The sequence below is a fragment of the Aeromonas sp. MaB10011B genome, assembly GCF_017939325.1.
In the GTDB taxonomy this organism is placed as follows: domain Bacteria; phylum Pseudomonadota; class Gammaproteobacteria; order Enterobacterales; family Aeromonadaceae; genus Aeromonas; species Aeromonas caviae.
On the sequence record NZ_JAGKRK010000017.1, the window covers coordinates 13839 to 36589 of the forward strand.

At 60.5% G+C, this 22751-nt stretch carries 20 protein-coding genes; 11 read left to right on the top strand and 9 right to left on the bottom strand.

The window, feature by feature from the left end:
- Positions 1-5 precede the first annotated feature (5 nt).
- On the bottom strand, positions 6-284 hold the full coding sequence (locus J9893_RS07025) for a hypothetical protein (protein ID WP_210600319.1): 279 nt from the start codon (positions 282-284) through the stop codon (positions 6-8).
- 246 nt (positions 285-530) lie between these two features.
- Here J9893_RS07025 and J9893_RS07030 point away from each other — a divergent pair, with 246 nt between their 5' ends.
- Positions 531-1526, top strand: coding sequence for a Preprotein translocase subunit SecY (locus J9893_RS07030; protein WP_210600321.1), 996 nt, complete (start codon positions 531-533; stop codon positions 1524-1526).
- Positions 1527-1533: 7 nt separating this feature from the next.
- On the opposite strand, the gene fos is transcribed toward J9893_RS07030, so the two are convergent.
- Entirely contained in the window at positions 1534-1935 is a 402-nt protein-coding gene (gene fos / locus J9893_RS07035) for a fosfomycin resistance glutathione transferase (protein ID WP_039040005.1), read from the bottom strand.
- 29 nt (positions 1936-1964) lie between these two features.
- On the bottom strand, positions 1965-2132 hold the full coding sequence (locus J9893_RS07040) for a hypothetical protein (RefSeq protein ID WP_210600339.1): 168 nt from the start codon (positions 2130-2132) through the stop codon (positions 1965-1967).
- A 56-nt stretch (positions 2133-2188) separates the two neighbouring features.
- On the opposite strand from J9893_RS07040, the gene J9893_RS07045 reads away from it, so the two are divergent.
- The 4 genes from J9893_RS07045 to gshA are packed head-to-tail and all read left to right on the top strand — an operon-like array spanning position 2189 to position 8093.
- A complete protein-coding gene (locus J9893_RS07045; RefSeq protein ID WP_210600322.1) occupies positions 2189-3163 on the top strand; it encodes an NADP-dependent oxidoreductase in 975 nt (324 codons plus the stop codon).
- Positions 3160-3597 (top strand): VTT domain-containing protein, encoded by a 438-nt coding sequence (locus tag J9893_RS07050; RefSeq protein WP_029313803.1) that lies wholly within the window; start codon positions 3160-3162, stop codon positions 3595-3597. Before J9893_RS07045 ends, J9893_RS07050 begins: the two co-directional genes overlap by 4 nt.
- Positions 3598-3622: 25 nt before the next feature.
- Positions 3623-6436 (top strand): pitrilysin family protein, encoded by a 2814-nt coding sequence (locus J9893_RS07055; protein ID WP_210600324.1) that lies wholly within the window; start codon positions 3623-3625, stop codon positions 6434-6436.
- Positions 6437-6494: 58 nt separating this feature from the next.
- Positions 6495-8093 (top strand): glutamate--cysteine ligase, encoded by a 1599-nt coding sequence (gene gshA / locus J9893_RS07060; RefSeq protein ID WP_210600325.1) that lies wholly within the window; start codon positions 6495-6497, stop codon positions 8091-8093.
- 118 nt (positions 8094-8211) lie between these two features.
- Here gshA and J9893_RS07065 read toward each other — a convergent pair whose 3' ends face one another.
- Together J9893_RS07065 and aspA are read right to left on the bottom strand one after the other, a co-directional pair.
- Complete coding sequence (locus J9893_RS07065; RefSeq protein ID WP_010673132.1) at positions 8212-9531, bottom strand: anaerobic C4-dicarboxylate transporter; 1320 nt, start codon at positions 9529-9531, stop codon at positions 8212-8214.
- Between the two features lie 130 nt (positions 9532-9661).
- Complete coding sequence (aspA, locus tag J9893_RS07070; protein WP_010673133.1) at positions 9662-11104, bottom strand: aspartate ammonia-lyase; 1443 nt, start codon at positions 11102-11104, stop codon at positions 9662-9664.
- Between the two features lie 449 nt (positions 11105-11553).
- Between aspA and J9893_RS07075 the strand changes: the two genes are divergently transcribed.
- Complete coding sequence (locus J9893_RS07075) at positions 11554-12033, top strand: FxsA family protein (RefSeq protein ID WP_210600327.1); 480 nt, start codon at positions 11554-11556, stop codon at positions 12031-12033.
- Positions 12034-12055: 22 nt separating this feature from the next.
- Here the strand turns inward: J9893_RS07075 and J9893_RS07080 are convergent, their stop codons facing one another.
- Entirely contained in the window at positions 12056-13390 is a 1335-nt protein-coding gene (locus J9893_RS07080; protein ID WP_246875524.1) for an MATE family efflux transporter, read from the bottom strand.
- A 242-nt stretch (positions 13391-13632) separates the two neighbouring features.
- Between J9893_RS07080 and J9893_RS07085 the strand changes: the two genes are divergently transcribed.
- The 5 genes from J9893_RS07085 to J9893_RS07105 all read left to right on the top strand — a co-directional run bounded on the left by J9893_RS07085 (position 13633) and on the right by J9893_RS07105 (position 18400).
- The gene (locus J9893_RS07085) at positions 13633-13926 is read left to right on the top strand and encodes a co-chaperone GroES (protein WP_005309514.1); all 294 of its coding nucleotides are present in this window, start codon (positions 13633-13635) and stop codon (positions 13924-13926) included.
- 43 nt (positions 13927-13969) lie between these two features.
- Positions 13970-15604: a chaperonin GroEL gene (gene groL / locus J9893_RS07090; RefSeq protein ID WP_010673136.1), complete on the top strand. Its 1635-nt coding sequence runs from the start codon at positions 13970-13972 to the stop codon at positions 15602-15604.
- Positions 15605-15698: 94 nt separating this feature from the next.
- On the top strand, positions 15699-16196 hold the full coding sequence (locus tag J9893_RS07095) for a molybdopterin-binding oxidoreductase (RefSeq protein WP_210600329.1): 498 nt from the start codon (positions 15699-15701) through the stop codon (positions 16194-16196).
- Positions 16197-16221: 25 nt separating this feature from the next.
- Entirely contained in the window at positions 16222-18153 is a 1932-nt protein-coding gene (locus J9893_RS07100) for a GGDEF domain-containing phosphodiesterase (RefSeq protein WP_210600331.1), read from the top strand.
- A 58-nt stretch (positions 18154-18211) separates the two neighbouring features.
- Entirely contained in the window at positions 18212-18400 is a 189-nt protein-coding gene (locus tag J9893_RS07105; protein ID WP_010673139.1) for a hypothetical protein, read from the top strand.
- Between the two features lie 64 nt (positions 18401-18464).
- On the opposite strand, the gene rluA is transcribed toward J9893_RS07105, so the two are convergent.
- The 3 genes from rluA to J9893_RS07120 form a co-directional block, all read right to left on the bottom strand.
- A complete protein-coding gene (rluA, locus tag J9893_RS07110; protein ID WP_048209170.1) occupies positions 18465-19121 on the bottom strand; it encodes a bifunctional tRNA pseudouridine(32) synthase/23S rRNA pseudouridine(746) synthase RluA in 657 nt (218 codons plus the stop codon).
- A gap of 222 nt (positions 19122-19343) precedes the next feature.
- Complete coding sequence (gene rapA / locus J9893_RS07115; protein ID WP_210600333.1) at positions 19344-22211, bottom strand: RNA polymerase-associated protein RapA; 2868 nt, start codon at positions 22209-22211, stop codon at positions 19344-19346.
- A 48-nt stretch (positions 22212-22259) separates the two neighbouring features.
- Positions 22260-22640 (bottom strand): hypothetical protein, encoded by a 381-nt coding sequence (locus J9893_RS07120; protein ID WP_210600335.1) that lies wholly within the window; start codon positions 22638-22640, stop codon positions 22260-22262.
- Between the last annotated feature and the right edge of the window lie 111 nt (positions 22641-22751).

The following is a 22751-nucleotide window of genomic DNA, read 5'->3' on the forward strand; positions in this document are numbered from 1 at the left end:
GGGGATCATTGATCCAGTTGCGTGCTGATCTGGTTGGTGCTGGGGGGCTGGTTGCGCTGCGTCTCGTCCTCCAGACTGAGGTTGATCCTCTTGCAGTCGGCGGCGGCCGTGTCGCCGCTCCCGAGATCGAAGCAGTTGCTCTGGGACCAGTCAAACTGCGTGTCATTCCAGTCCAGATTGAAGGTCAGCGCATCCACGGAGAAGGTCTGGCTCCCTTCGTCCTGTGCCAGGGCGCTACCAGTGCTCAGAAAAAGAGAGAGCAACAAAGCCGTCGTTCTGTTCATGATGTCCTCGAGTCGTGTTCGGTGGAAATGAGTGTAATGCGGCGGGCTTAACCCGAGCATAACCGCAGATGTCCTTCAGGTACGGGGTCGATTGTAGTGTTTTTCTGCTGCCGATTTGCACGTTTTGGTCGCACTCTGGGCAGCTGATCGTCCATCGGCGGGAATTCGGGGATTTGCCCTTCTCTCCGGGGGAGTGGTGACTATAATCGGCAGCCAACTTTTCCTGCAGATGTTTCCCGTTTCATCATGACTACTCAGGCTTGCGCCGCATTGCGTTACCCCAAGGGATGGTTCGCCCTCACGACTGTCTACAGTTTTACCGGGCTGGCCATTCTGGCCTCCATCGTCTTCTCCCTGCTGCTGTTTCTCTCCATCGACGAAAACCCCCTGATGAAGTGGCTGTTCGGCGGGCTGGCCATCATCTTTGAGCTGGGCAAGTTCTACGTCTGGTACGAGTACGGCGAGTGCAAGGCGAGGCGGGATCTGGGCGGCGCCTTCTGGTCGCTGCTGTTCTACAGCGTGCTGGCCGCCATCTCCATCGGGGGCAGTATCGGCGGCATCAACAGCGCCACCAACACCATCCTGAGCCAGCAGGCGCGTCACGAGCGGGAGATAGCCCGTTTCGACGAGCAGATAGCCAGCATAGAGCGGCAGATCCAGCTCAACGAAGAGGCGGCCCGCAAATACATCGAGATGGCGCGTATCTCGAGCGGCGTCAGCGGTCTGCAGCAGGCCAACACCAAGCTCAGGCTGCGTCAGGACGAGCTGCGCCAGGAGCGGGACGCCAAGCCGCTGGGGGAGCAGTCCTCCATGCTGGGGCTGATGAGCAGTCTGGCGGACGGGGTGGGCATGAGCATCGGCCAGGTGCAGTTCCTGCTGGTCTGCTTCCTGTCTATCCTGCTCGATGCGTTTGGTGCCTTTTTCGTCAGCCTGATCGGTGAGGAGAACCGCTTCCGCCGTCAATGGATGTGGCAACGAGAGAAAGCGCAAGCCGAGGCCAGGGTCGCAGCGCCGACCCCGGAGCCGTCAGCGTTCAGCAGACCCGTGCCCGAGCCAGCCGTGGTCGCCCAGGTGCGCGGCGCGCTGGAGAGCGGCGAGCTCAAATGCAGCAAACGCAAGGTGGCAGAGGCATTGTCACTGTCTCTGGAGGAGGTGGACCGGGTGTTCCAGCATCTGCTGGCGCAGGGCGTGCTGGGGCAGGGCAGCAATCGTCACTACCATCTTCGTGCCGAGCAGGGGTGAATCCGGCTCAGTCGAACCAGATAAGACCCTCATAGGGTTGCTGTCTGAGGGAGGCGAGCCGGCTATCCAGGTTGCCTGCATGGATTTCCAGCCGGTGCCCGTCGGGATCCAGCAGATAGAGTGAATCCCCTTCGCTGCTGTTCTTCTTCCACTCCACGACGCCCGCCGCGCGCAGACGGGCGCAGAAGGCTGGAAACTGTTCAGGCGAGATGCCAAACGCGACATGGCTGTAATCTCTGGCCGGTTGGGGAGGATCGCAGGAGAGACAGAGCCAGAGATCGCCGAGGGTGAGATAGGCTCCCCGTGCCCATCTCACCCTGGGGCGACATCCCAGCAAGTCGACATAAAAGGCAACGCTGCTGTCGAGATCGCCGGTTGCCAGCGTGAGATGGTTCAGTCCATGCAGCATCTTCTCTTGTTCCCCCTTGTCCCCGAACCCTAGTGAGTGAGCACCATCATCAGGCTGAGGAAGGCGGCAAGCCCGCCGCCGATGCCGATGATCCAGTAAAAGCCCTTGGCCCCCTGTTTGAGCGGGATGCGGAAGTAGAGCAGAAACGCCCACCACACCAGGGCCAGCAACAGAGGAATAAGAAACATTCGAGCCATGGTGTCCTCGCTGTTATTCTGTTGACCCTTGATCAATCAACAGGATGGATTGTGCAATGACGCAGCTACAGATTACCGCATTCGGCGACCCCTCGGTACTCAGGCTCAACCCTTCCCTGGACAAGGTGCCCGCGGAGGGAGAGGTCCGGGTGCGCATCTGCTTTGCGGGGGTCAACCCCATCGATGCCAAGACCCGGGCCGGTCTCGGCTGGGCGGCCGCCCAGAACAAGGACAACCTGCCCTGGACGCCGGGCTATGACGTCTCCGGTGTGGTGGAAAAGGTGGGGCCCGGCGTGGCCTCCCTGGCCGAGGGGGATCAGGTGTGCGGCATGGTGGGTTTCCCCCTCGCCGCCGGTGCATATGCCGAATCCGTGGTGGCCCGCGAGGAGGAGCTGGTCAAGCTCGATGGGGTGAGCCTCAGGCAGGGAGCGGCCCTGCCGCTGGCGGGACTCACCGCCTGGCAGGGGCTGCTGGAGCACGGTGGCTTGCAGTCGGGGCAACGGGTACTGATCCTGGCCGGTGCCGGTGGCGTCGGCCATCTGGCGGTGCAGTTTGCCGCCGCCTATGGTGCCCACGTGGTTGCCACGGCAAGCGGCGACAATCACAGCTTCCTTCATAGTCTCGGGGCGAGCCGGATGGTGGATTACCACCAGGCCGGGTGGTGCACCGAGGCGATCACCGATGGTCCGTTCGATCTGGTGCTGGATCTGGTGGGGGGCGAGAGCGGCAAGGCGGCGCTGGCCTGCGTCAAGCCGGGCGGCCGTCTGGTGACGGTACCCACCATCACGGCCCAGCAGATCAAGGACGCGGGGGCCGAGCTCGGTGTCGAAGTTGTCGGCATGCTGGTCCATCCCGATCGAACGCAGCTGACCCAGATGCTGACGCTGCTTCGCCAGGGGGAAGTGAAGATCACCGTCTCTGGTGAATACACGCTGGCAGAAGGGGCGCTGGCCCATCAGGCCATCGAGCAGGGCCATGTGCGCGGCAAGCTGTTGCTGCGCATGTCCGCCGCAGACGGCCAGCCCGGATGATAGACTTCACCGGGATGGGGCTGGGAGGGTTGTTTCTGAGCGCCTTCACCTCCGCCACCCTGTTGCCCGGCAGCTCGGAAGTGCTGCTGGGCGCCATGGCGGTCAAGGGGGAGTGGAGCATGACCAGCCTGCTTTTCTGGGCGACGCTGGGCAATACCCTGGGTTCCATGACCACCTGGTGGCTCGGCTGGCTCGCCACCCACAAGAAAAAACCGGAAGATTTTCAAGGCCGTGGGGAACAAAAAGCCCTTGGTTGGCTCAAACGTCATGGCCACTGGTGTCTACTGCTTGCCTGGACGCCTGTGGTCGGCGATGGTCTCTGTCTGCTGGCTGGTTGGCTGCGCCTCTCCTTCTGGCGCTCCCTCATCTTGATCGGGCTCGGCAAATTGCTTCGTTATGCCCTGGTGTTTCTGCTGGCCAGTCAGATCTTCTAGCCCTTTTGTCACTCACGAGGTACCCGTGAACAAACTCATTCCATTAAGCATGCTGCTGGGCTTCTCCCTTCCCGTGCTGGCGGCCCCGACCCTGGTGTCCGAGCAGGTCAAGCAGGAGGGCAAGCTCGGCATTCCCTATCAGATGTACAAGCTGGACAACGGTTTGACCGTGATCCTGGCCCCCGACCACTCCGATCCCCTGGTGCATCTGGACGTCACCTATCACGTCGGCTCCTCCCGGGAAACCGTGGGCAAGTCGGGCTTTGCCCACTTCTTCGAGCACATGATGTTCCAGGGCTCCAAGCACGTTGGTGATCAGGAACACATGCGGATCATCAACGAGGCGGGCGGTGACATGAACGGCACCACCAACAAGGACCGCACCAACTACTACGAAACCGTGCCGGCCAACCAGCTGGAGAAGGTGCTCTGGCTGGAGGCGGATCGCATGGGCTTCCTGCTCGATGCGGTGAGCCAGAAGAAGTTCGAGATCCAGCGCGCCACCGTCAAGAACGAACGGGCTCAGCGCATCGACAACCAGCCTTATGGCCTGGTGGGCGAGCGGGTGGGGGAGGCACTCTATCCGCGCACCCACCCCTACTCCTGGCAACCCATCGGTTATGTGGAGGATCTCGACCGGGTCGACGTCAACGACCTCAAGCAGTTCTTCCTGCGCTGGTACGGCCCCAACAATGCGACCCTGACCCTGGGCGGCGACTTTGATACCAAGCAGGCGCTGGCCTGGATTGAGCAGTACTTCGGTTCCATCCCGCGCGGTCCGGACGTGGCCGAACCGACGCCTCAGCCTGCCACCCTGCCGGCAACCCGCTACGTGACGCTGGAAGACAAGGTGCATCTACCGCTCCTGTATATCAGCTACCCGACCGTCTCCCTGGGTGACCCGCAGGAGCCGGCGCTGGACATCTTTGCCGATGTGCTGGGGGGCTCTGCCAGCTCCATGCTCTACCAGTCCCTGGTGAAAACCGGCAAGGCCATCGAGGCGGGTGCCTCCCACTCCTGCGAAGAGCTGGCCTGTACCCTGACGGTCTATGCCTACCCCAATCCGGCGGCGGATGGCAGCCTCAAGACCCTCAAGGGCGAGGTGGACAAGGTGATCGGCGAGTTCGCCCAGCGCGGCATCAAGCCCGCGGATCTGGAGAAGGCCATCAGCAGCTATCGCGCGTCCGCCATCTGGGGACTCGACAGTATCGAGGGCAAGGTAAGCCAGCTTGCCATGGGGCAGGTGCTGGCCCGGGATCCCGACTATGTGTTCAAGAATCTGGATGCCATCGCCCGGGTCAAGGGGTCTGACGTCAAGGCTGCCTACGACAAGTTCATCCAGAACAAGCCTGCCGTGGTGCTGAGCGTGGTGCCCAAGGGCAAGAGCGACTGGCAGGCCGCCAAGCCCAATTTCACTCCCGCCAAGCGGGAGCTGCCGGATTACAGCAAGCATGACAAGGTGCTGGCCGAGCGGCCGGTGAAAGATGACTTCGATCGCAGCGTGCAGCCCAAGGCGGCCGATGCGGTGAGCGTCAAGGTGCCCGCCATCTGGCGTGGCAAGCTCGACAAGGGGATCGAGATCATCGGCACCCACAGCGACGAGATCCCGGCCGTCTCCATCATGATCGCCCTGCCGGGTGGCATCCGGGCCGAAGGCAAGGGAGAGCTGGGGCTGGCCAGCCTCACCGCCGCCATGCTGGAGCAGGGGACGACGCGCCTCTCCGAGGCCGAGCTGAGCGACGAGCTGCAAAAACTCGGCGCCAGCATCAGCGTCTCCAGCGCCCAGTACAACAACCTCATCACCATCAGCAGTCTGGCGGACAAGCTGCCTGAAACCCTGGCGCTGGTGCGGGAAGTGCTGCTGCAACCCGGCCTGCGGGAAGCGGACTTCGAGCGGCTCAAGACCCAGATGCTGCAAGGCATGAAACAGAGCGAGCAGCAACCCGAGTGGCTGGCGGGTCAGGCGTTCCGCGAACTGGTCTATGGCAAGCAGAACCGCCTCGGCCAACCCTCTGACGGGGTGCTGGCGGACGTGGAGAAGCTGACACTGGCGGATGTGAAGCGCTTCTATGAGGCCTATTACAATCCGACCAATGCCAAGGTGGTGGTGACAGGTGATGTGACTGCCCAGCAGGTGGAATCCGGTCTCGCCTTCCTGACCCAGTGGCAGGGGGCCGCCCCGACCCTGGGGGATCTCAAGCCCAGGGGAGAGCAGGCCAAGCCAGGCATCTATCTGGTGGACAAGCCGGGAGCCCCCCAGTCGGTGATCCGCATCGGCCGCCGCGCCATGCCGTTTGACACCACGGGAGACTATTTCATCGCCAACCTGATGAACTTCAACCTGGGTGGCAACTTCAACAGCCGCATCAACCTCAACCTGCGGGAAGACAAGGGCTACACCTATGGTGCCAGCTCGGGCTTCCAGGCCAACCGCGAGGCGGGTATCTTCGCGACCGGCGCCAACGTGCGCACCGATGCGACCGTGGATGCCATCCGCCAGTTCCTCAAGGAGATGGACGGCTACCGCAAGAGCGGGCCGACTCCGGTGGAGCTGGCCTACATGCGCAGCGCCGTCTCCCAGCAGGATGCGCTCTCCTACGAGACCCTGGGGCAGAAGGCTGGCTTCCTGCTGCAGATGATCATGTACGACCTGAAGCCGGACTATGTGCAGGCCCAGAACAACCTGATCAAAACGGTGTCACCCGAGACGCTGAAGGCCAGTGCAGCCCGCTGGCTGGATCCGGCCGAGATGGTGATTGTGGTGGTGGGAGACAAGCAAAAGCTTGAAAAACCCCTGAGCGAGCTTCATCTTCCCATCTATCCACTGCAACTGCCCTGAGGGGCGTCGCAACAATAAGTGCCGCCCCGGGTGGGGCGGCCACACATGAGCCGTGAATATGACTACTACTAGCTTGTCGCTCACCGAGTTGCTGGCTGCGCTGGGCACCCCGGAACGGGTGACCGCCCTCAAGGGGATCCGGCGCGGGATCGAGCGCGAATGTCTGCGCATCACCCCCGAAGGGACCCTGGCCCAGACCGATCACCCCAGAAGCCTGGGGTCGGCCCTGACCCATGCCAACATCACCACCGACTACTCCGAGAGCCTGCTGGAGTTCATCACGCCGGCCACCGACTCCATCGAGAGCCTGATCGAGCAGCTCGGCGACATTCACCGCCACACCATTCATCATCTGGGAGAGGAGCGGATCTGGCCCCTCTCCATGCCCTGCTTCGTCGGTGACGAGGAGAGCATCCGCCTGGCCCAGTACGGCAGCTCCAACATCGGGCGGATGAAGACCCTCTATCGCCAGGGGCTGAAGAACCGCTACGGCAGCCTGATGCAGGTGATCGCCGGGGTGCACTTCAACTTCTCCATGCCGGACAGCTTCTGGTGCGAGTGGCAGGATCTGGTGGGAGAGGGCTGCTGCAGCCAGCGCTTCATCTCCGACAAGTACATGGGGCTTATTCGCAACGTCTACCGCTTCGGCTGGCTGGTGCCCTATCTGTTCGGCGCGTCTCCTGCCATCTGCGACTCCTTCCTCAAGGGGCGCAAGAGCAGCCTGCCGTTCCAGAAGACCGGCAAGGGCACTCTTTACCTGCCCTATGCCACGGCTCTGCGCCTGTCCGATCTCGGTTACACCAACAGCGCCCAGGCGGGGCTCAAGATCAGTCATGACAGCCTGCCCGCCTATGTGAGCAGCCTGCGCCGGGCCATCAATACCCATGATCCCGACTTCGCCAGGATAGGGGTCAAGGTGAACGGCGAGTACCGCCAGCTCAACGACAACGTGCTGCAGCTGGAGAACGAGCTCTACGCGCCGATCCGCCCCAAGCGTACCCCCCGCAGCGGCGAGAAGCCCTCGGATGCGCTGGAGCAGCGCGGCATCGAATACATCGAGCTGCGCACGGTGGACGTCAATCCTTTCACCCCGTTCGGTATCGAGGTGGATCAGATCCGCTTCTTCGATCTCTTCCTGGTCTGGTGCCTGTTGCGCCCGTCCCCCGTGCTCTCGGATGACGAGGTTGCCCGCAACCGCCGCAACCAGAACAAGGTGGTGCTGGAGGGGCGTCGCCCCGGCCTGACGCTTGAAGATGAGCAGGGCAATGCCATCGGCCTCAAGGAGTACGGCCTCAAGCTGTTCGACGAGCTGGCCGAGGTCGCAGCGCTGCTGGATCGCTGCTGCGGTCGCAACCGCTATCGCGAGACGCTGGCGATGCACAGTGAGAAGTTGCTCGACCCCGAGCAGACCTACTCCGCCCGCCTGCTCAAGCAGTTGCTTTCAAGCGGCCAGGACAACGGCTGCTTCGGCGATGCGCTGGCGAGCCGCTACCGGGAAGAGATGCTGGCCGGCGAGCTGCAATACTGGGACGAGGCCTACTTTGCCGGCGAGGCGCGGGACTCCCTGGCCAAGCAGCGGGAGCGGGAACGCAGTGACAGTCTGTCGTTCGACGACTTCCTGGCTGACTATTTCGGTACCCGCCAGACCACGGTCTGAGGATGCCGCCAGGATGACGAAAGCCGCTCCTGGGAGCGGCTTTTTCATGGGAGCCCGGCGGTGGCCGGGCATAAAAAAACGGCCCGTTCGGGCCGTTTTGCATGGGGTGGTTCATCGGTCAGAGGATGAGACCACCGAAGAAGAAGCCGAGCGCCACAGCCATGGCGATGGTGGCCACACCCGGGATGAAGAAGGGGTGGTTGAACACGGCCTTGCCGATGCGGGTGGAGCCGGTGTCGTCCATCTCGACCGCGGCCAGCAGGGTCGGGTAGGTCGGCAGCACGAACAGGGCGCTCACGGCGGCGAAGGAGGCGATGGCCGCCAGCGGGCTGACACCCAGTGCCAGGGCGGCAGGCATCAGGGCCTTGGTGGTGGCACCTTGCGAGTAGAGCAGCATGGAGGAGAAGAACAGCACCACGGCCAGCAGCCAGCTGTATTGGCTCAGCAGATCGCCGGCGAACGCCTGGATCTCGACCATGTTGCCCTTCACGAAGACGTTGCCCAGCCAGGCCACGCCCAGCACGCAGATACAGGCGGACATACCGGACTTGAAGGTCGGCATGTTGGTGATCTGGGCCGCGTCCAGTTTGCAGAACAGTACCATCAGGGTGGCGGCGGAGAGCATGATGCCCATGATGGCGCCATCGCGGGGGATCGGCGGATTGCTGATGAGGCCGACATTGCCGGAGATGGCGGTGGCATAGGCCATCACGGCCACGATGGAGGCGACGAAGATGCCGACGGAGAGCTTGGCATAAGGCTTGATCTCAACCTGGCTGGTACCGCGCAGCTTGATGAGTCCCTTGGCTTTGCGCTCCAGATAGACTTCGTCCTGATCCAGCGGCTTGCCCAGCAGGTTGGCGATGAAGGCCCCCAGCAGACAGGCGATGAAGCTGGACGGGATGCAGATGGCCAGCAGGGTCAGGTAGTCGACGCCAAGCGGCTCCAGCATGCCGGAGAAGGCGACCACGGCCGCCGAGATGGGGGAGGCGGTGATGGCAATCTGGGAGGCAACGACCGCGATGGAGAGCGGACGGGACGGGCGAATGCCCTGCTCCTTGGCCACTTCGGCGATCACCGGCAGGGTGGAGAAGGCGGTGTGACCGGTACCGGCCAGCATGGTCATCAGGTAGGTGACGACCGGGGCGGCGAAGGTGATGTGCTTGGGATTCTTGCGCAGGGCTTTTTCGGCCAGGTGCACCAGATAATCCATCCCGCCGGCCAGCTGCATACAGGCGATGGCGCAGATGACGGACGCGATGATCATGATCACGTCCCACGGGAGATAGGTCACCAGCTGATCGCTCGGGATGGGCATGCCCAGCCCCCAGGTCAGTACCAGTACCCCAAGACCACCGGCAAAGCCGATACCTATGCTGCCTATCCGGGCCCCCAGATAGATAGCGGCGAGCACGACAAGTAACTCGATTCCAATCATAGCGAACACTCCATTTTCCAGTTTTTTTAGGTTTTATTAGGCTGAAAAGCCAATTCCCGATGGGGCTGTGGGGAGACCGCTCGGGAATTGACTTTAAATGGGCCGGGATAACCCCGGCCCATCTGCTCGCTTATACGGTGGCTTCGCGGGTGTAACGCTTGGCTTTGTATTGCGGGTTCATCAGGTTCTCGATGGAGAGGATCTCGTCCAGCTGTTCGGCGGTCAGCAGGCCGCGTTCCAGCACGACTTCGCGGACGTTCTTGCCGGTCTGGGCACAGATCTTGCCGACGATGTCGCCTTCATGGTGACCGATGAAGGGGTTCAGGTAGGTCACGATGCCGATGGAGTTCAGCACGTGGTTCATGCAGATGTCCGGGTTGGCGGTGATGCCTTCCACGCACTTCTCGCGCAGGGAGATGCAGGCTTTTTCCATCAGGCTCAGGGATTCGAACATGGCCTGACCGATCACCGGCTCCATGACGTTCAGCTGCAGCTGACCGGCCTCGGCGGCGAAGGTGATGGTGACGTCGTTGCCGAATACCTTGAAGCAGGACTGGTTGACCACTTCCGGAATGACCGGGTTGACCTTGGCCGGCATGATGGAGGAGCCAGCCTGCATTTCCGGCAAGTTGATCTCTTTGAGCGCAGTGCGCGGGCCGGAGGAGAGAAGACGCAGGTCATTACAGATCTTGGAGAGCTTCATGGCCAGGCGCTTGACCGCACCGTGCAGCATCACATAGGCGCCGCAGTCGGAGGTCGCTTCGATGAGGTCCTCTGCCGGCACGTAGGCACGACCGGTGATCTCGGCCAGACGCTTGATAGCAAGACCGGAGTACTCGGGCGGAGTGTTCAGACCGGTACCGATGGCGGTGGCGCCCAGGTTCACTTCCAGCAGCAGCTCCTGGCAACGCTTGATGGATTTGATCTCTTCACGCAGGGTGACGGCGAAGGCGTGGAACTCCTGACCCAGGGTCATGGGCACGGCGTCCTGCAACTGGGTACGGCCCATTTTCAGGATATGTTTGAATTCCTTGGCTTTGACATCGAAGGCGGCGATGAGGGCTTCCAGAGCGTGCAGGGTGGTGTCGGTGCTGTTGACCACGGCCACGCGGAAACCGGTGGGGTAGGCATCGTTGGTGGACTGGCACTTGTTGACGTGATCGTTGGGGTTGATGACGTCGTAGCGACCCTTTTCAAGTCCCATCAGCTCGAGGGCGATGTTGGCCAGCACTTCGTTGGTGTTCATGTTGACGGAGGTACCGGCGCCGCCCTGATAGACATCGACCGGGAACTGATCGAAGCACTTGCCGGTGTTCAGCATCAGGTCGCAGGCTTCGACAATCTTGTCTGCGATCTCGGGACGGATGGTGCCCAGCTCACCGTTGGCCAGTGCAGCCGCCTTCTTGGTCAGGACCATGCCACGAACAAACTCGGGAACGTCAGAAATCTTCTGAGTGCTGATCTTGAAGTTTTCAACAGCGCGCAGGGTGTGCACGCCGTAGTAGAGGTCGTTGGAAACTTCTTTGGTGCCCAGCAGGTCTTCTTCAATGCGGACGTTCTTGATGTCGCTCATTGTTATGCCTCAGAAATCAAATAAATGGAAACGATCCTCACCGAGTGGTCGCGATTTCCCTACGCACATTTCATCCTGAAGCACCACACATCGGGTGGGGCAGTTGGGAGCCAGTTGCTCCCTGTGCAATGACTGGTGTTGATGTTACCCCAATTGAGGTATCCGGTATTAGACCTGGATCACTAAATTTGAGGCAACCTCAAATTTCTTGTGGTCATTAAACAGATATTGCAATCGGGCGATTAACTTTGACAGAACAACCACCTCAATCCCAGTTGGGCGGACAAATATTTATCCGTATTCCGGGGCCTGCGGCAGGAGAGGCTTGAAAAATGATCAACCAGCCCCATGTTAATGTCAGAAGACCTGAACCCGGCGCGTCAGCATCAGCGATGTGCGGCTGCCGACCGGACACCCCGGGTCCATTCATTCATCGCTCCGAGGTTGCTATGGGCAAGTTGTTACTGTTGTTGGTCGGGCTAGTATTGCTGGAGTTCACCGTCATGATCAAGGTGGGCTCCGTGATCGGGGCCTTGCCGACCGTTGGCTTGTTGGTGCTGACCGCCGTGCTGGGATCGTCGCTGGTGCGCAGCGAGGGGATCAAGACCCTGCTCACTGCCCAGCAGAAGATGCAGCTGGGGGAGATGCTCGGCCGCGAGGTGATGGGTGGCATGATGCTGGCGTTGGCGGGCTTGCTGCTGATTATCCCGGGATTTGTGAGCGATATTGTCGGCATCCTGCTGCTGCAGCCCTGGCTGCGCAACATGCTGGCCGACAAGCTGATTGGCAGCAATCAGTTCAGGATGCAGATGGGGGGCTTCCAGGCTCGCCAGCAGCCGTTTGAACCGGGCCCCGGCGATGACAGGCCCGGACAATCCCCGCGAGGGGGTGGCAACACCATCGAAGGGGAGTTCGAACGCAAAGAGTAATCGCGAGCCTCGGGCTGTGCCGTCAGGATCTCCCCTGATGGCACAGCCGCTCGAATCTGTGGCAGGCATACCCCCATGCCAGCAATCCGGCGGCCAGGTTCGCCAGCAGCATCCCCAGATAGATCCCCTGTTCTCCCCCCAGTTTTGCCCCCAGCCAGGCCCCCGGCAGCAAGAAGACAAACAGTCTGATGCCGTTTATCAGCAGTGACACCGCCGATGCCCTGACGCCGTTGAGCGCCGATGCCAGCAGCATCACCATGCCCTGAAAGCCGTAGCCGATGGGGACCAGATGCAGATAGAGCACGATGAGTCGCACCACTTGCGGATGATCGCTGAACAGATCGGCGATGAAGGGGGCGAGAAGCCAGGTCAGCACGTAGACCCCAAGCTGGAATATCAGGGCAAAGCGCATGCAGAGCAGCAGGGCGGCCTTGGCTCGGGCCGGATTCCCGGCGCCGCAGTTCTGCGAGATGAAGGGGGCCAGCACGGAGGAGAGCGCCATCATCACGATGAGCAGCAAGGCCTCGACCCGGGATGCCGCGCCGTAGGCGGCGACCACCTCGGTTCCCAGCCCGGCGAAAATGATCATCAACACGGCGTTGGCCAGTGGGTTGAGCATGTTGGTAAACGATGCGGGCACCGCCACATGGAGCAGGGCGCGCCAGTGGGCCAGCAACTGCGGGCGCGGGGAGAGGCGCCAGTGCAGCAGGCCCTCGCGGTGGCGCAATATATAGAGGCTGACCAGCATGGCCATCAGCCAGGAGAGGGAAGTGGCGATGGCGGCTCCCCGAATGCCCCACTCGGGGAAGGGGCCCGGCCCGAAGATGAGCAGAGGATCCAGCACGCCGTTGACCAGACCGGCGACCCCCATCACCAGACTGGGGGTCTTGGTATCCCCCGTCGTCCGGATGGCCGCATTGCCGACCATGGGCACGACCAGCATGGGGACGGTCAGATACCAGATGAGCATGTAATCGTGGATGAGGGAGATGAGCTCGGGGCTGGCCCCCAGCAGGGTGAACAGAGGGGTAATGGTCATTGCCCCCAGTCCGGCAAGCAGACTCACCAGGATGACGGCGAGGAACAGGCAGTCTGTGGTGATGCGGGCAGCCTCGTCATGGCGACCCTGCCCCAGGGCATGACCGAGCAGGGCGCACAGGCCCGCTCCCAGCCCCATGGTCAGGGAGGTGACGACAAAGGTGACCGGGAAGGTGAAGCTGATGGCGGCCAGCGCCTGGGTACCCAGCATGCCGATGAAGAAGGTATCGACCAGGTTGAAGGCCAGGATGGCGATGATGCCCAGGATCATGGGGCCCGTCATGCGCAGCAGCATGGGCGTCATGGGGGCGGTCAGCATGGGGTTGGGTCGGCTCAAGGCAGAGTCTCTAGGTGCTTTGGGCCTGAATGCTGGCCGTCTCCATCCGCCTTCCTGATTGGGGATGGGTGATCCATCGAAGGTGTTCATAGTACGTGAAAATATTTTTTTTGTATTTGCCCTTGAAGGGCTAGCCCTGTTGCCCCAGATCAGGGGCATGACAAATTTGGCCGATTGCGGCCATTCCTCAAGCAACACAGAGACTCATTTTGGGAGAGTTATCGATGAAAATTCGTCCACTGCACGACCGCGTCATCATCAAGCGCATCGAAGCTGAAGCCAAATCCGCTGGCGGCATCGTCTTGACTGGCACTGCGGCCCAGAAGTCCACCCGTGGTGAAGTTCTTGCCGTGGGGACTGGTCGAATTCTGGACAATGGGGATGTCAAAGCACTGGCCGTCAAGGTGGGTGACAAGGTGATCTTCAACGAAGGCTACGGCGTGAAGACCGAAAAGCTGGATGGCCAGGACGTACTGATCCTGTCCGAGACCGACATCCTGGCGATTGTCGAAGAGTAATCACCCTCCCTCTTTTCCCGAATTGATTTAAGGATTGAAGAACATGGCAGCTAAAGAAGTTAAGTTTGGCAACGAAGCTCGCATCAAAATGCTGGAAGGCGTCAACATCCTGGCCGATGCCGTCAAGGTGACCCTGGGCCCGAAAGGCCGCAACGTGGTGCTGGACAAGTCCTTCGGCGCCCCGACCATCACCAAGGATGGCGTCTCCGTTGCCCGTGAAATCGAACTGGAAGACAAGTTCCAGAACATGGGTGCCCAGATGGTCAAGGAAGTCGCTTCCAAGGCCAATGACGCCGCCGGTGACGGTACCACCACTGCCACCGTACTGGCTCAAGCCATCGTCAACGAAGGCCTGAAGGCCGTTGCTGCCGGCATGAACCCCATGGATCTGAAGCGTGGTATCGACAAGGCCGTTGTGGCTGCCGTTGCCGAGTTGCAAGCTCTGTCCACTCCCTGCGCCGACAACAATGCCATCGCCCAGGTAGGCACCATCTCCGCCAACTCCGACGAGAAGGTCGGCAAGCTGATTGCCGAAGCCATGGACAAGGTCGGCCGTGACGGCGTCATCACCGTGGAAGACGGTCAGGGCCTGGACGACGAGCTGGCGGTGGTAGAAGGCATGCAGTTCGACCGCGGCTACCTCTCCCCTTACTTCGTGAACAAGCCGGAAACCGGCTCCGTCGAGCTGGATGATCCCTTCATCCTGCTGGTGGACAAGAAAGTCTCCAACATCCGCGAAATGCTGCCGGTGCTGGAAGGTGTGGCCAAGGCGGGCAAACCGCTGATCATCGTGGCCGAAGACGTGGAAGGCGAAGCGCTGGCGACCCTGGTGGTCAACACCATGCGTGGCATCGTGAAAGTGGCCGCCGTCAAGGCGCCGGGCTTCGGTGATCGCCGCAAGGCCATGCTGCAGGATATCGCCATCCTGACCGGTGGTACCGTGATCTCCGAAGAAGTGGGCATGGAGCTGGAAAAAGCGACCCTGGAAGATCTGGGCCGTGCAAAGCGCATCGTCATCACCAAAGAGAACACCACCATCATCGATGGCGTGGGTGATGCTGCCCTGATCGAAAGCCGCGTGGCCCAGATCCGTCAGCAGATCGAAGAGACCTCTTCCGATTACGACCGTGAGAAGCTGCAAGAGCGCGTGGCCAAGCTGGCCGGCGGTGTTGCCGTGATCAAGGTGGGTGCTGCCACTGAAGTTGAAATGAAAGAGAAGAAAGCCCGTGTTGACGATGCCCTGCACGCCACTCGCGCAGCCGTGGAAGAAGGCGTGGTTGCCGGTGGTGGTGTAGCGCTGGTGCGCGTTGCTGCCAAGCTGGCCTCCCTGCGTGGTGACAACGAAGACCAGAACGTCGGCATCAAGGTTGCCCTGCGCGCCATGGAAGCCCCGCTGCGTCAAATCGTCATCAACGCCGGCGAAGAAGCCTCCGTCATCGCCAATGCCGTGAAGAACGGTGAAGGCAACTACGGTTACAACGCCTACACCGAACAGTACGGCGACATGCTGGCCATGGGTATCCTGGATCCGACCAAGGTAACTCGTTCTGCCCTGCAGTTCGCCTCGTCCGTCGCTGGCCTGATGATCACCACAGAGTGCATGATCTCCGAGCTGCCGAAGAAAGATGCACCTGCCATGCCTGATATGGGTGGCATGGGCGGTATGGGTATGATGTAATCCCGTCAAGTCATCAAACGGCTCGCTTTTGCGGGCCGTTTTTTTTAGTGCTACTAAGCTGAAGTTGTTGATAGTGAAATGATCTGAGGTGAACATGCGATACTTAGGGCTTCTCCCGTTACTCCTTTTCCTGGCCTTGCCGGGCATGGCGCAGGCGACACCGCAGGGGCCGGTCATTCTCAAGGTGACGGGGAATCTGGACCCTGCCGACCCGGCAGATGGAGAGGTGCTGTTCGATATGGCCATGATCCAGGCGCTGCCGCAGCATGAGGTGGTGACGAGCAATCCCTGGGTGGACAAACCGCACAAATACGTAGGGCCGAAACTGGCGGACGTGCTGACTGAGGTGAAGGCCAACGGCAAGAGCATCACGCTCACCGCCCTGAACAGTTTCCAGATCCGGATCAACTGGGATAAGGTCAAGCAATACGATCCTATTCTGGCCTGGCAGGATAACGGGATGACCATGCGGGTACGTGACAAGGGGCCGCTCTGGTTTATCCTGCCACTGGATCAGCATCCCGAACTCAGGCGTTCCGAGTTCACCGACATGATGATCTGGCAACTGAGTGCGATCGACATTCAGCAGTAAAAACGGTGGTTTACGGGAGTACTGGGTGAAAGCGAAGACCAGGGCCTGGCCCTTACTCGGCGTTCTTTATCTATCCATTCTGTTGTTCACGGGTAGCACCCTCTATTGCCTGGTGCAGATACAAAATGCGACCCGGGTGATGGAGAAGTACACCTATGACGTCTCCTGGGCATTGATGCAGTTGCAGCTCGAGCTGGGCCGCTTTCTCAATGCCGTCGAGATTTACCACTATGGCGGCATAGACCAGGAAACCCTGCTGCTCCGCTATGACATTCTCTGGAGTCGTACTCCCATCCTCCTGAGCGGCCAATTGAGAAAAAGCCTCGCGGACAATCCAAAGACGCTGCGGCTGGTGAAACTGACCGAAAGCAGTATCCGCAAGCTGGAGCCTGATTTGGTCAGGCTCAAACCGGGGACGCCGGATTACCAGCAAGTCATGATGACACTGGCGCCCTTGCAGGAACCCCTCTCTTACTCTCTTGCTTCCGTCATGCAGAACAACATCAACGTCTATACGGGTAACGACGCGCGTTTTGGCCAGTTGCGCAATGCCCTGCTGTTCATGGTGTCGGGGCTGGTGGTGTCCGTCATTCTGCTCAGCGGCCTGCTGGTGCGAGAAGCCAGGCGCCATTTCAGGACCGCTAGGATCGATCCCCTCACCGGGCTCGCCAACCGGCTGGCGCTGCTGGAAAAGATGGATGCCTATGTCACCCGTGACACCTCCTTCGGATTGGTGCTGGTCGATATCAACGACTTTCGCGATATCAACAGCAAGTTTGGCTACAACACAGGGGACCTTCTGCTGCAGGAGGTGGCAAAGCGGCTGCGCGCCCTGTGCGAAAACGGGGAGTGGGTGGCGCGTTTGGGGGGAGATCAGCTTGCCATGCTGCAACGGGAGGGGAGCGATCTTCGCCAGGTCAGGGAGCTCGTGGCCAGAGTACTCCACTCCATCAAGCAAGACATCATCATCGACAACTACCCTTTCCGGCTTGAGGTTGGTATCGGTATCGCCTTCTTCCCGACCGACAGCAAACAGACCCAGGAGTTGCTCAGCCGGGCGGAGCAGGCCCTCTCTCACAGCCGCAAGACCCATGTTCCCTATGTCATCTATGACAGTTCCCTGCTCAACGAGACGGCCAGGCGCAAGCATCTTGCTTCCGACATGGTGATGGCACTGGAGCACAATGCGCTCGAGCTCTATTACCAGCCCATCGTCAATCTGGAAAGTGGCCGCTGTGAAGCTGTGGAGGCGCTGCTGCGCTGGCGCCATCCCGAGCTTGGCTTTATCCCGCCCAACGAGGTGATCCAGGTCGCGGAAGAGTTCCAGCTGGCTGAGAAACTGGGTGGTTGGGTATTGAATACCGCATGTGAGCAACTGCATCAGTGGCAGCACCTGGGTTTGGTGGACTTGCAGATGTGCGTGAATATCTCCCCGGGCATGTACCAGCGCAACCTCTTGAAGCTGGTGGCCAGAGCGCTGATGGAGCACCATATCCCTGCGTCCAGCCTGGTGCTGGAGGTGACGGAAGACACCACCATGCGCGAGGTCAAGAACTCGCTGCAGTTGATGCAGGATCTCAGCCAGCAGGGTGTACATCTGGCCCTTGACGACTTCGGCACCGGCTACTCCTCCCTCAGCTATCTGCAGAAGCTGCCGGTGAGCAAGGTGAAGATAGACAGGTCCTTCATCCAGGGTATCGACACCTCCATCGAGGCGGCCGAACTGGTCGCCAACATCTGCCGTATGAGCTCCATGCTTGGCAAGAAACTGGTATGTGAAGGGATCGAGACCCAGGGGCAGCTCGATGTGCTGCGCTCATTGACCGACATACATCTGTATGGGCAGGGATATCTGTTCAGTCGCCCGGAGCATGCTGAAAAGGCCTATCAGACATTGCTGGAGATGGAAGAGCGTTGGTTGGCCCGGCGCTCGCCGGACAAGGCATATCTGCGTTGAACGATATGGCTCATGTCTCACCGGGCCCGGCCGATAGTCTCTTGGCAGGAGGTACACAATGGATATTTCTAGTTCTGCAAATGCGTCGTTCGGTTCTGCACTAATGGTGGCCAGCCTGGCCAAAAAGCAGCAGACCCAGGAAGGCGAATCCGCACTGAAACTGCTGGAAACAGCAGCGCAATCCGCTCCGGCAGCGCCGACATCGGCCAGTGCTTCCCTCGGAAGCAAGATCGATATCCGCGTCTGAGCGATAAAAAAGCCCCCATCTCTCGATGGGGGCTTTCTTTTTATTGGGCTGTTATCTGCCAGGCTCAGACCGGGAAAGGGGCCGGGGCCTCGAAGGTCATCCGCTCGCCGCTTCTGGGGTGGCTGATGGTCAGGCTGGCCGCATGCAGATAAAGGTGCGGTGCAGCCGCCAGCGCATCCGGGTTGGCGTAGAGGTTGTCACCGAGGATGGGGTGACCCAGCTCCAGCATGTGTACCCGCAACTGATGGGAGCGACCGGTAATCGGGGTCAGCTTGATCAGGCTGTTGCCGTTCTCCACCTTAAGTTTTTGCCACAGTGTCAGGGCATGACGCCCCTCCTCAAAATCCACCTTCTGCTTCGGCCGGTTGGGCCAGTCGACGCAGAGCGGCAGATCCACTTCGCCCGCATCCAGCTCCGGTTCACCCCACACCCAGGCGAGGTAGTGCTTCTCGGTCTCCCGCTCGCGGAATTGCCGGCTCAGCTCCCGGTGGGAGTTGGGGTTGAGCGGGATCACCAGCACGCCTGTGGTCGCCATGTCGAGGCGATGGGCGGCTGCCGCCTTGGGGTGCTGCTGCTTGACCCGATGGAGCACGCTGTCTTCATTCTCGGGGCCGCGCCCGGGGACGCTCAGCAGGCCAGTGGGCTTGTTGACCACCATGATGTCCTTGTCCTTGAACAGGATATCGAGCCAGGGTTCCAGGGGCGGGGAGTATACAAACATAGCGTCTCGCATCTTGGGTCAAAGCGGGGGCAAGCCCCCCATCAGTTATGGGTTACCACGATAAAAGTGCATGGCAGCCAACTCGCGTTGGGCCTGGCTATTATCAACCAGATGATGCCTGCACCGTTTTGTCAGTTATGGGTAACCACGATCAAAAGTGCATGGCATCCAGCCTGAGTTGGGTCTGGTCGTTAGCAACCAGATGATGCCTGCACCGTTTTATCAGTTATGGGTAACCACAATAAAGCGGATGGCATCCAGCTTGAGCTGGGTCTGGTCGATCAGGTGGTGCAATTCTGCCTGCAAATTGCGCAGATAATCCAGTTCGCTGTCGCGCACATTCGGGTTGACCGCCTTGAGTGCCTCCAGCCTGTCCAGATCCTGTTGCAGGGTCTGCGCCATCTGGGCACGGGCCTTGTCGACAATCCCGGCTTTCAGTTCGTTGGCAATGACCTCGCCCTTGCCAATCAGGCCGTGGATCACCGGCTGGGATGCGGTAACCAGCTTGCTACCAAGGTGGCGGTTGACCGGTGTCAGCTGGCGGTTGAAGGCATCGAATGCCACCTTCTCTCCCAGATTCTGGCCGTTCTTGTCCATCAGCAGACGGATCGGCGTCGGCGGCATGAAACGGTAGAGCTGTGGATGAGCTGCGGACTCGGCAACGAAGATCAGCTCAAGCAGGATGGAGCCGACCGGCAGCGCCTTGTTCTTGAGCAGTGCCACCGAGGTGGCACCGATCTCGGAACCCAGGATCAGGTCGATACCGCCGCGCATCATGGGGTGATCCCAGGAGAGCAGCGCCATGTCATCCCGCGACAGGGCGGTGTTGCGATCGAAGGTGATGGTCATGCCGTCTTGCGGCAGGCCCGGGAAGCTCGGCACCAGCATGTGATCCCCGGGAGTCAGCACCAGCGCATTTTCACCGCGATCATCCTGGTTGACGCCGATCTCGTCGAACATCTTGAGGGCGAAGGAGATCATGCCGGTGTCGTCATCTTCGGCGGCGAGCTTCTCGACCAGCTGCTGGGCGGTGGTGCCACCGCTGGAGTGGATTTCCAGCAGGCGATCGCGACCCTGTTCCAGCCTGGCCTTGAGCGGCTCGTGCAGTTCGCGGGTCTTGACCAGCAGGGCGTCGAGGGGGCCCTGCTCGCCGGTGTTGGCAGCCAGCAGCTCGAACAGCTCGTCACGTACCGCTTCGAACACTGGCCGGGCGGTCGGGCAGGTCTGCTCGAATGCATCCAGACCATCGTGATACCAGAGCTGCAGGGCGCGCTGGGCAGTCCCTTCCAGATAAGGGACGTGGATCTCGACGGTATTCTGCTGACCGATACGGTCCAGTCGGCCGATACGCTGTTCCAGCAGATCCGGGTTGAGTGGCAGATCGAACAGCACCAGATGGCTGGCAAACTGGAAGTTGCGACCTTCTGAGCCGATCTCGGAGCAGAGCAGCACCTGAGCTCCCCCCTCAGCTTGAGCGAAATAGGCGGAGGCCTTGTCCCGCTCGAGGATCGACATCCCTTCGTGGAATACGGCGCCACGGATCCCTTCACGGGTGCGCAGCGCCTCCTCCAGCGCGATGGCGGTGGCTGCTTCGGAGCAGATCACCAGCACCTTCTGCTGACGGGCTGAGAGCAGCAGTTCCAGCAACCATTCGACGCGCGGGTCGAACTGGGTCCAGGTAGCGTTGTCGCCTTCGAACTGCTGGAAGATCTTCTCGGGATAGAGGTAGCGCAGGGCACGGGTCTGCAGATCGCCGCCATTGCCACCCATCATGCCCATCACCTTGATGGCGGTCTTGTACTGCTCCGGCAGCGGCATGGGGTAGACGTTGAGGTGGCGCTCCGGGAAGCCCTGAATATTGGCGCGGCTGTTACGGAACAGCACCCGGCCGGTGCCATGCTGATCCAGCAGCTTGGCGACCGCCTGCTGGCGGGCGGCTGCATCGTTTAAGTCCAGCCCTTCCAGCTGGCTGGCGAGGATTTGCTTGGCGTCATTGCTCAGGGTCTCGCCATCCAGCAGCTCCTGGGCTGCGCTCGCGACCTGACCGTAGGCCTGCTCCTCGGCGAGGAAGGCGTCGTAGTCGTAGAAACGCTCCGGGTCGAGCAGGCGCAGACGAGCAAAGTGACTCTGGTGGCCCAGCTGATCAGGGGTCGCGGTCAGCAGCAGTACACCTGGTACCTGTTCGGCCAGCGCTTCCACCATTTCGTAGGGACGGCTGGGGGCTTCCTCACTCCATTCCAGATGGTGCGCTTCGTCGACGACCAGCAGATCCCACTCGGCTTCCAGCACCTGTTCGAAGCGACGACGCTTCTTGCGCAGGAAGTCGAGGCTGCAGATCACCAGCTGTTCGGTCTCGAAGGGGTTCTCCGCATCGGCGAACGCCTCGATGCAGCGCTCCTCGTCAAACAGGGAGAAGTGCAGGTTGAAACGGCGCAGCATCTCGACCAGCCACTGGTGCTGGAGCGTTTCGGGCAGCAGGATCAGCACCCGATGGGCGCGGCCGGAGAGCAGTTGCTGGTGAATGATCATGCCTGCTTCGATGGTCTTGCCCAGACCCACCTCGTCCGCCAGCAATACGCGCGGGGCGTAGCGGTGACCCACTTCATGGGCGATGTAGAGCTGATGCGGGATCAGACTGACTTTCCCGCCAGCCAGACCGCGAGTCGGGTTGCGGCGACGCTGGTGCTGGTTGACCAGCGCCTCGTAACGAAGGGTAAAGCGGGACATCCGGTCGATCTGGCCGGCGAACAGGCGATCCTGCGGCTTGTTGAACTTGATGAAGTTGTTGAGAAACACTTCCTTGAGGGCAACGGGCTCATCATTGTCGGTGCGCACACCCACATATATAAGCAGGCCGTCTTTCTCCTGCACTTCTTCGACCGTCATGGTCCAGTCTTCGTGACTGGCTATCTGATCGCCCACATTGAAGCTGACCCGGGTCACCGGCGCCTCTTCTTTGGCATACATGCGGTTTTCACCGGTAGCCGGAAACAACAGGGTAACCATGCGTCCTTCAACAGCAACGACAGTCCCCAACCCCAGATCCGTCTCTGTATCACTAATCCAACGCTGGCCAAGTGCAAAAGGCATTAAACTCTCCAAAGCCCAAGAGTGTGTGAATCGCAAAGGGGCGCTATGTTACCCGAAGGCGGAAAGCCGATCATCATGGTTGTGCAGCAGGGGAAAGCCAAATCGATACAAGCTTGATCTGCCAACCTGCCAACCTGCCAGCCTCAATACAGCATCCGGAATACCAATCTGCAGATCCTTTTCGTGCATTAATACATCACCGCGGTTGCTTTGTGAGCGGTTGAACGATGAAAGCCATCTTTTTGCAATTACCCCCTTGCCAGAACGAATTCGCTCCCTATAATGCGCCTCCATCGACAGGGCAAGCGGCAACGCAAACAAGCCTGTCGGTGCCTCGAAAAAGCCTCGTAAAATAAGGCTTGACTCGAGAAGGCGGCTGAGTAGAATGCCACTCCCGCAGCAGTCAAAAGCTGCGTCGCTCTTTAACAATTTGAATCAAGCAATCTGTGTGGGCACTCACAGCATCGAGCATCAAAAACAATTTTTGATTTTCAATGTCTGATGAAGTGACCAAAGCAACGAAAGTTGCAGCAGTTAATT

Bases quoted from the DNA above. Each gene is read 5' to 3' on its own strand.
- J9893_RS07025 (WP_210600319.1), bottom strand. From the start codon at position 284: ATGAACAGAACGACGGCTTTGTTGCTCTCTCTTTTTCTGAGCACTGGT.
- J9893_RS07030 (WP_210600321.1), top strand. From the start codon at position 531: ATGACTACTCAGGCTTGCGCCGCATTGCGTTACCCCAAGGGATGGTTC.
- fos (WP_039040005.1), bottom strand. From the start codon at position 1,935: ATGCTGCATGGACTGAACCATCTCACGCTGGCAACCGGCGATCTCGAC.
- J9893_RS07040 (WP_210600339.1), bottom strand. From the start codon at position 2,132: ATGGCTCGAATGTTTCTTATTCCTCTGTTGCTGGCCCTGGTGTGGTGG.
- J9893_RS07045 (WP_210600322.1), top strand. From the start codon at position 2,189: ATGACGCAGCTACAGATTACCGCATTCGGCGACCCCTCGGTACTCAGG.
- J9893_RS07050 (WP_029313803.1), top strand. From the start codon at position 3,160: ATGATAGACTTCACCGGGATGGGGCTGGGAGGGTTGTTTCTGAGCGCC.
- gshA (WP_210600325.1), top strand. From the start codon at position 6,495: ATGACTACTACTAGCTTGTCGCTCACCGAGTTGCTGGCTGCGCTGGGC.
- J9893_RS07065 (WP_010673132.1), bottom strand. From the start codon at position 9,531: ATGATTGGAATCGAGTTACTTGTCGTGCTCGCCGCTATCTATCTGGGG.
- aspA (WP_010673133.1), bottom strand. From the start codon at position 11,104: ATGAGCGACATCAAGAACGTCCGCATTGAAGAAGACCTGCTGGGCACC.
- J9893_RS07075 (WP_210600327.1), top strand. From the start codon at position 11,554: ATGGGCAAGTTGTTACTGTTGTTGGTCGGGCTAGTATTGCTGGAGTTC.
- J9893_RS07080 (WP_246875524.1), bottom strand. From the start codon at position 13,390: ATGCTGACCGCCCCCATGACGCCCATGCTGCTGCGCATGACGGGCCCC.
- J9893_RS07085 (WP_005309514.1), top strand. From the start codon at position 13,633: ATGAAAATTCGTCCACTGCACGACCGCGTCATCATCAAGCGCATCGAA.
- groL (WP_010673136.1), top strand. From the start codon at position 13,970: ATGGCAGCTAAAGAAGTTAAGTTTGGCAACGAAGCTCGCATCAAAATG.
- J9893_RS07095 (WP_210600329.1), top strand. From the start codon at position 15,699: ATGCGATACTTAGGGCTTCTCCCGTTACTCCTTTTCCTGGCCTTGCCG.
- J9893_RS07105 (WP_010673139.1), top strand. From the start codon at position 18,212: ATGGATATTTCTAGTTCTGCAAATGCGTCGTTCGGTTCTGCACTAATG.
- rluA (WP_048209170.1), bottom strand. From the start codon at position 19,121: ATGTTTGTATACTCCCCGCCCCTGGAACCCTGGCTCGATATCCTGTTC.
- rapA (WP_210600333.1), bottom strand. From the start codon at position 22,211: ATGCCTTTTGCACTTGGCCAGCGTTGGATTAGTGATACAGAGACGGAT.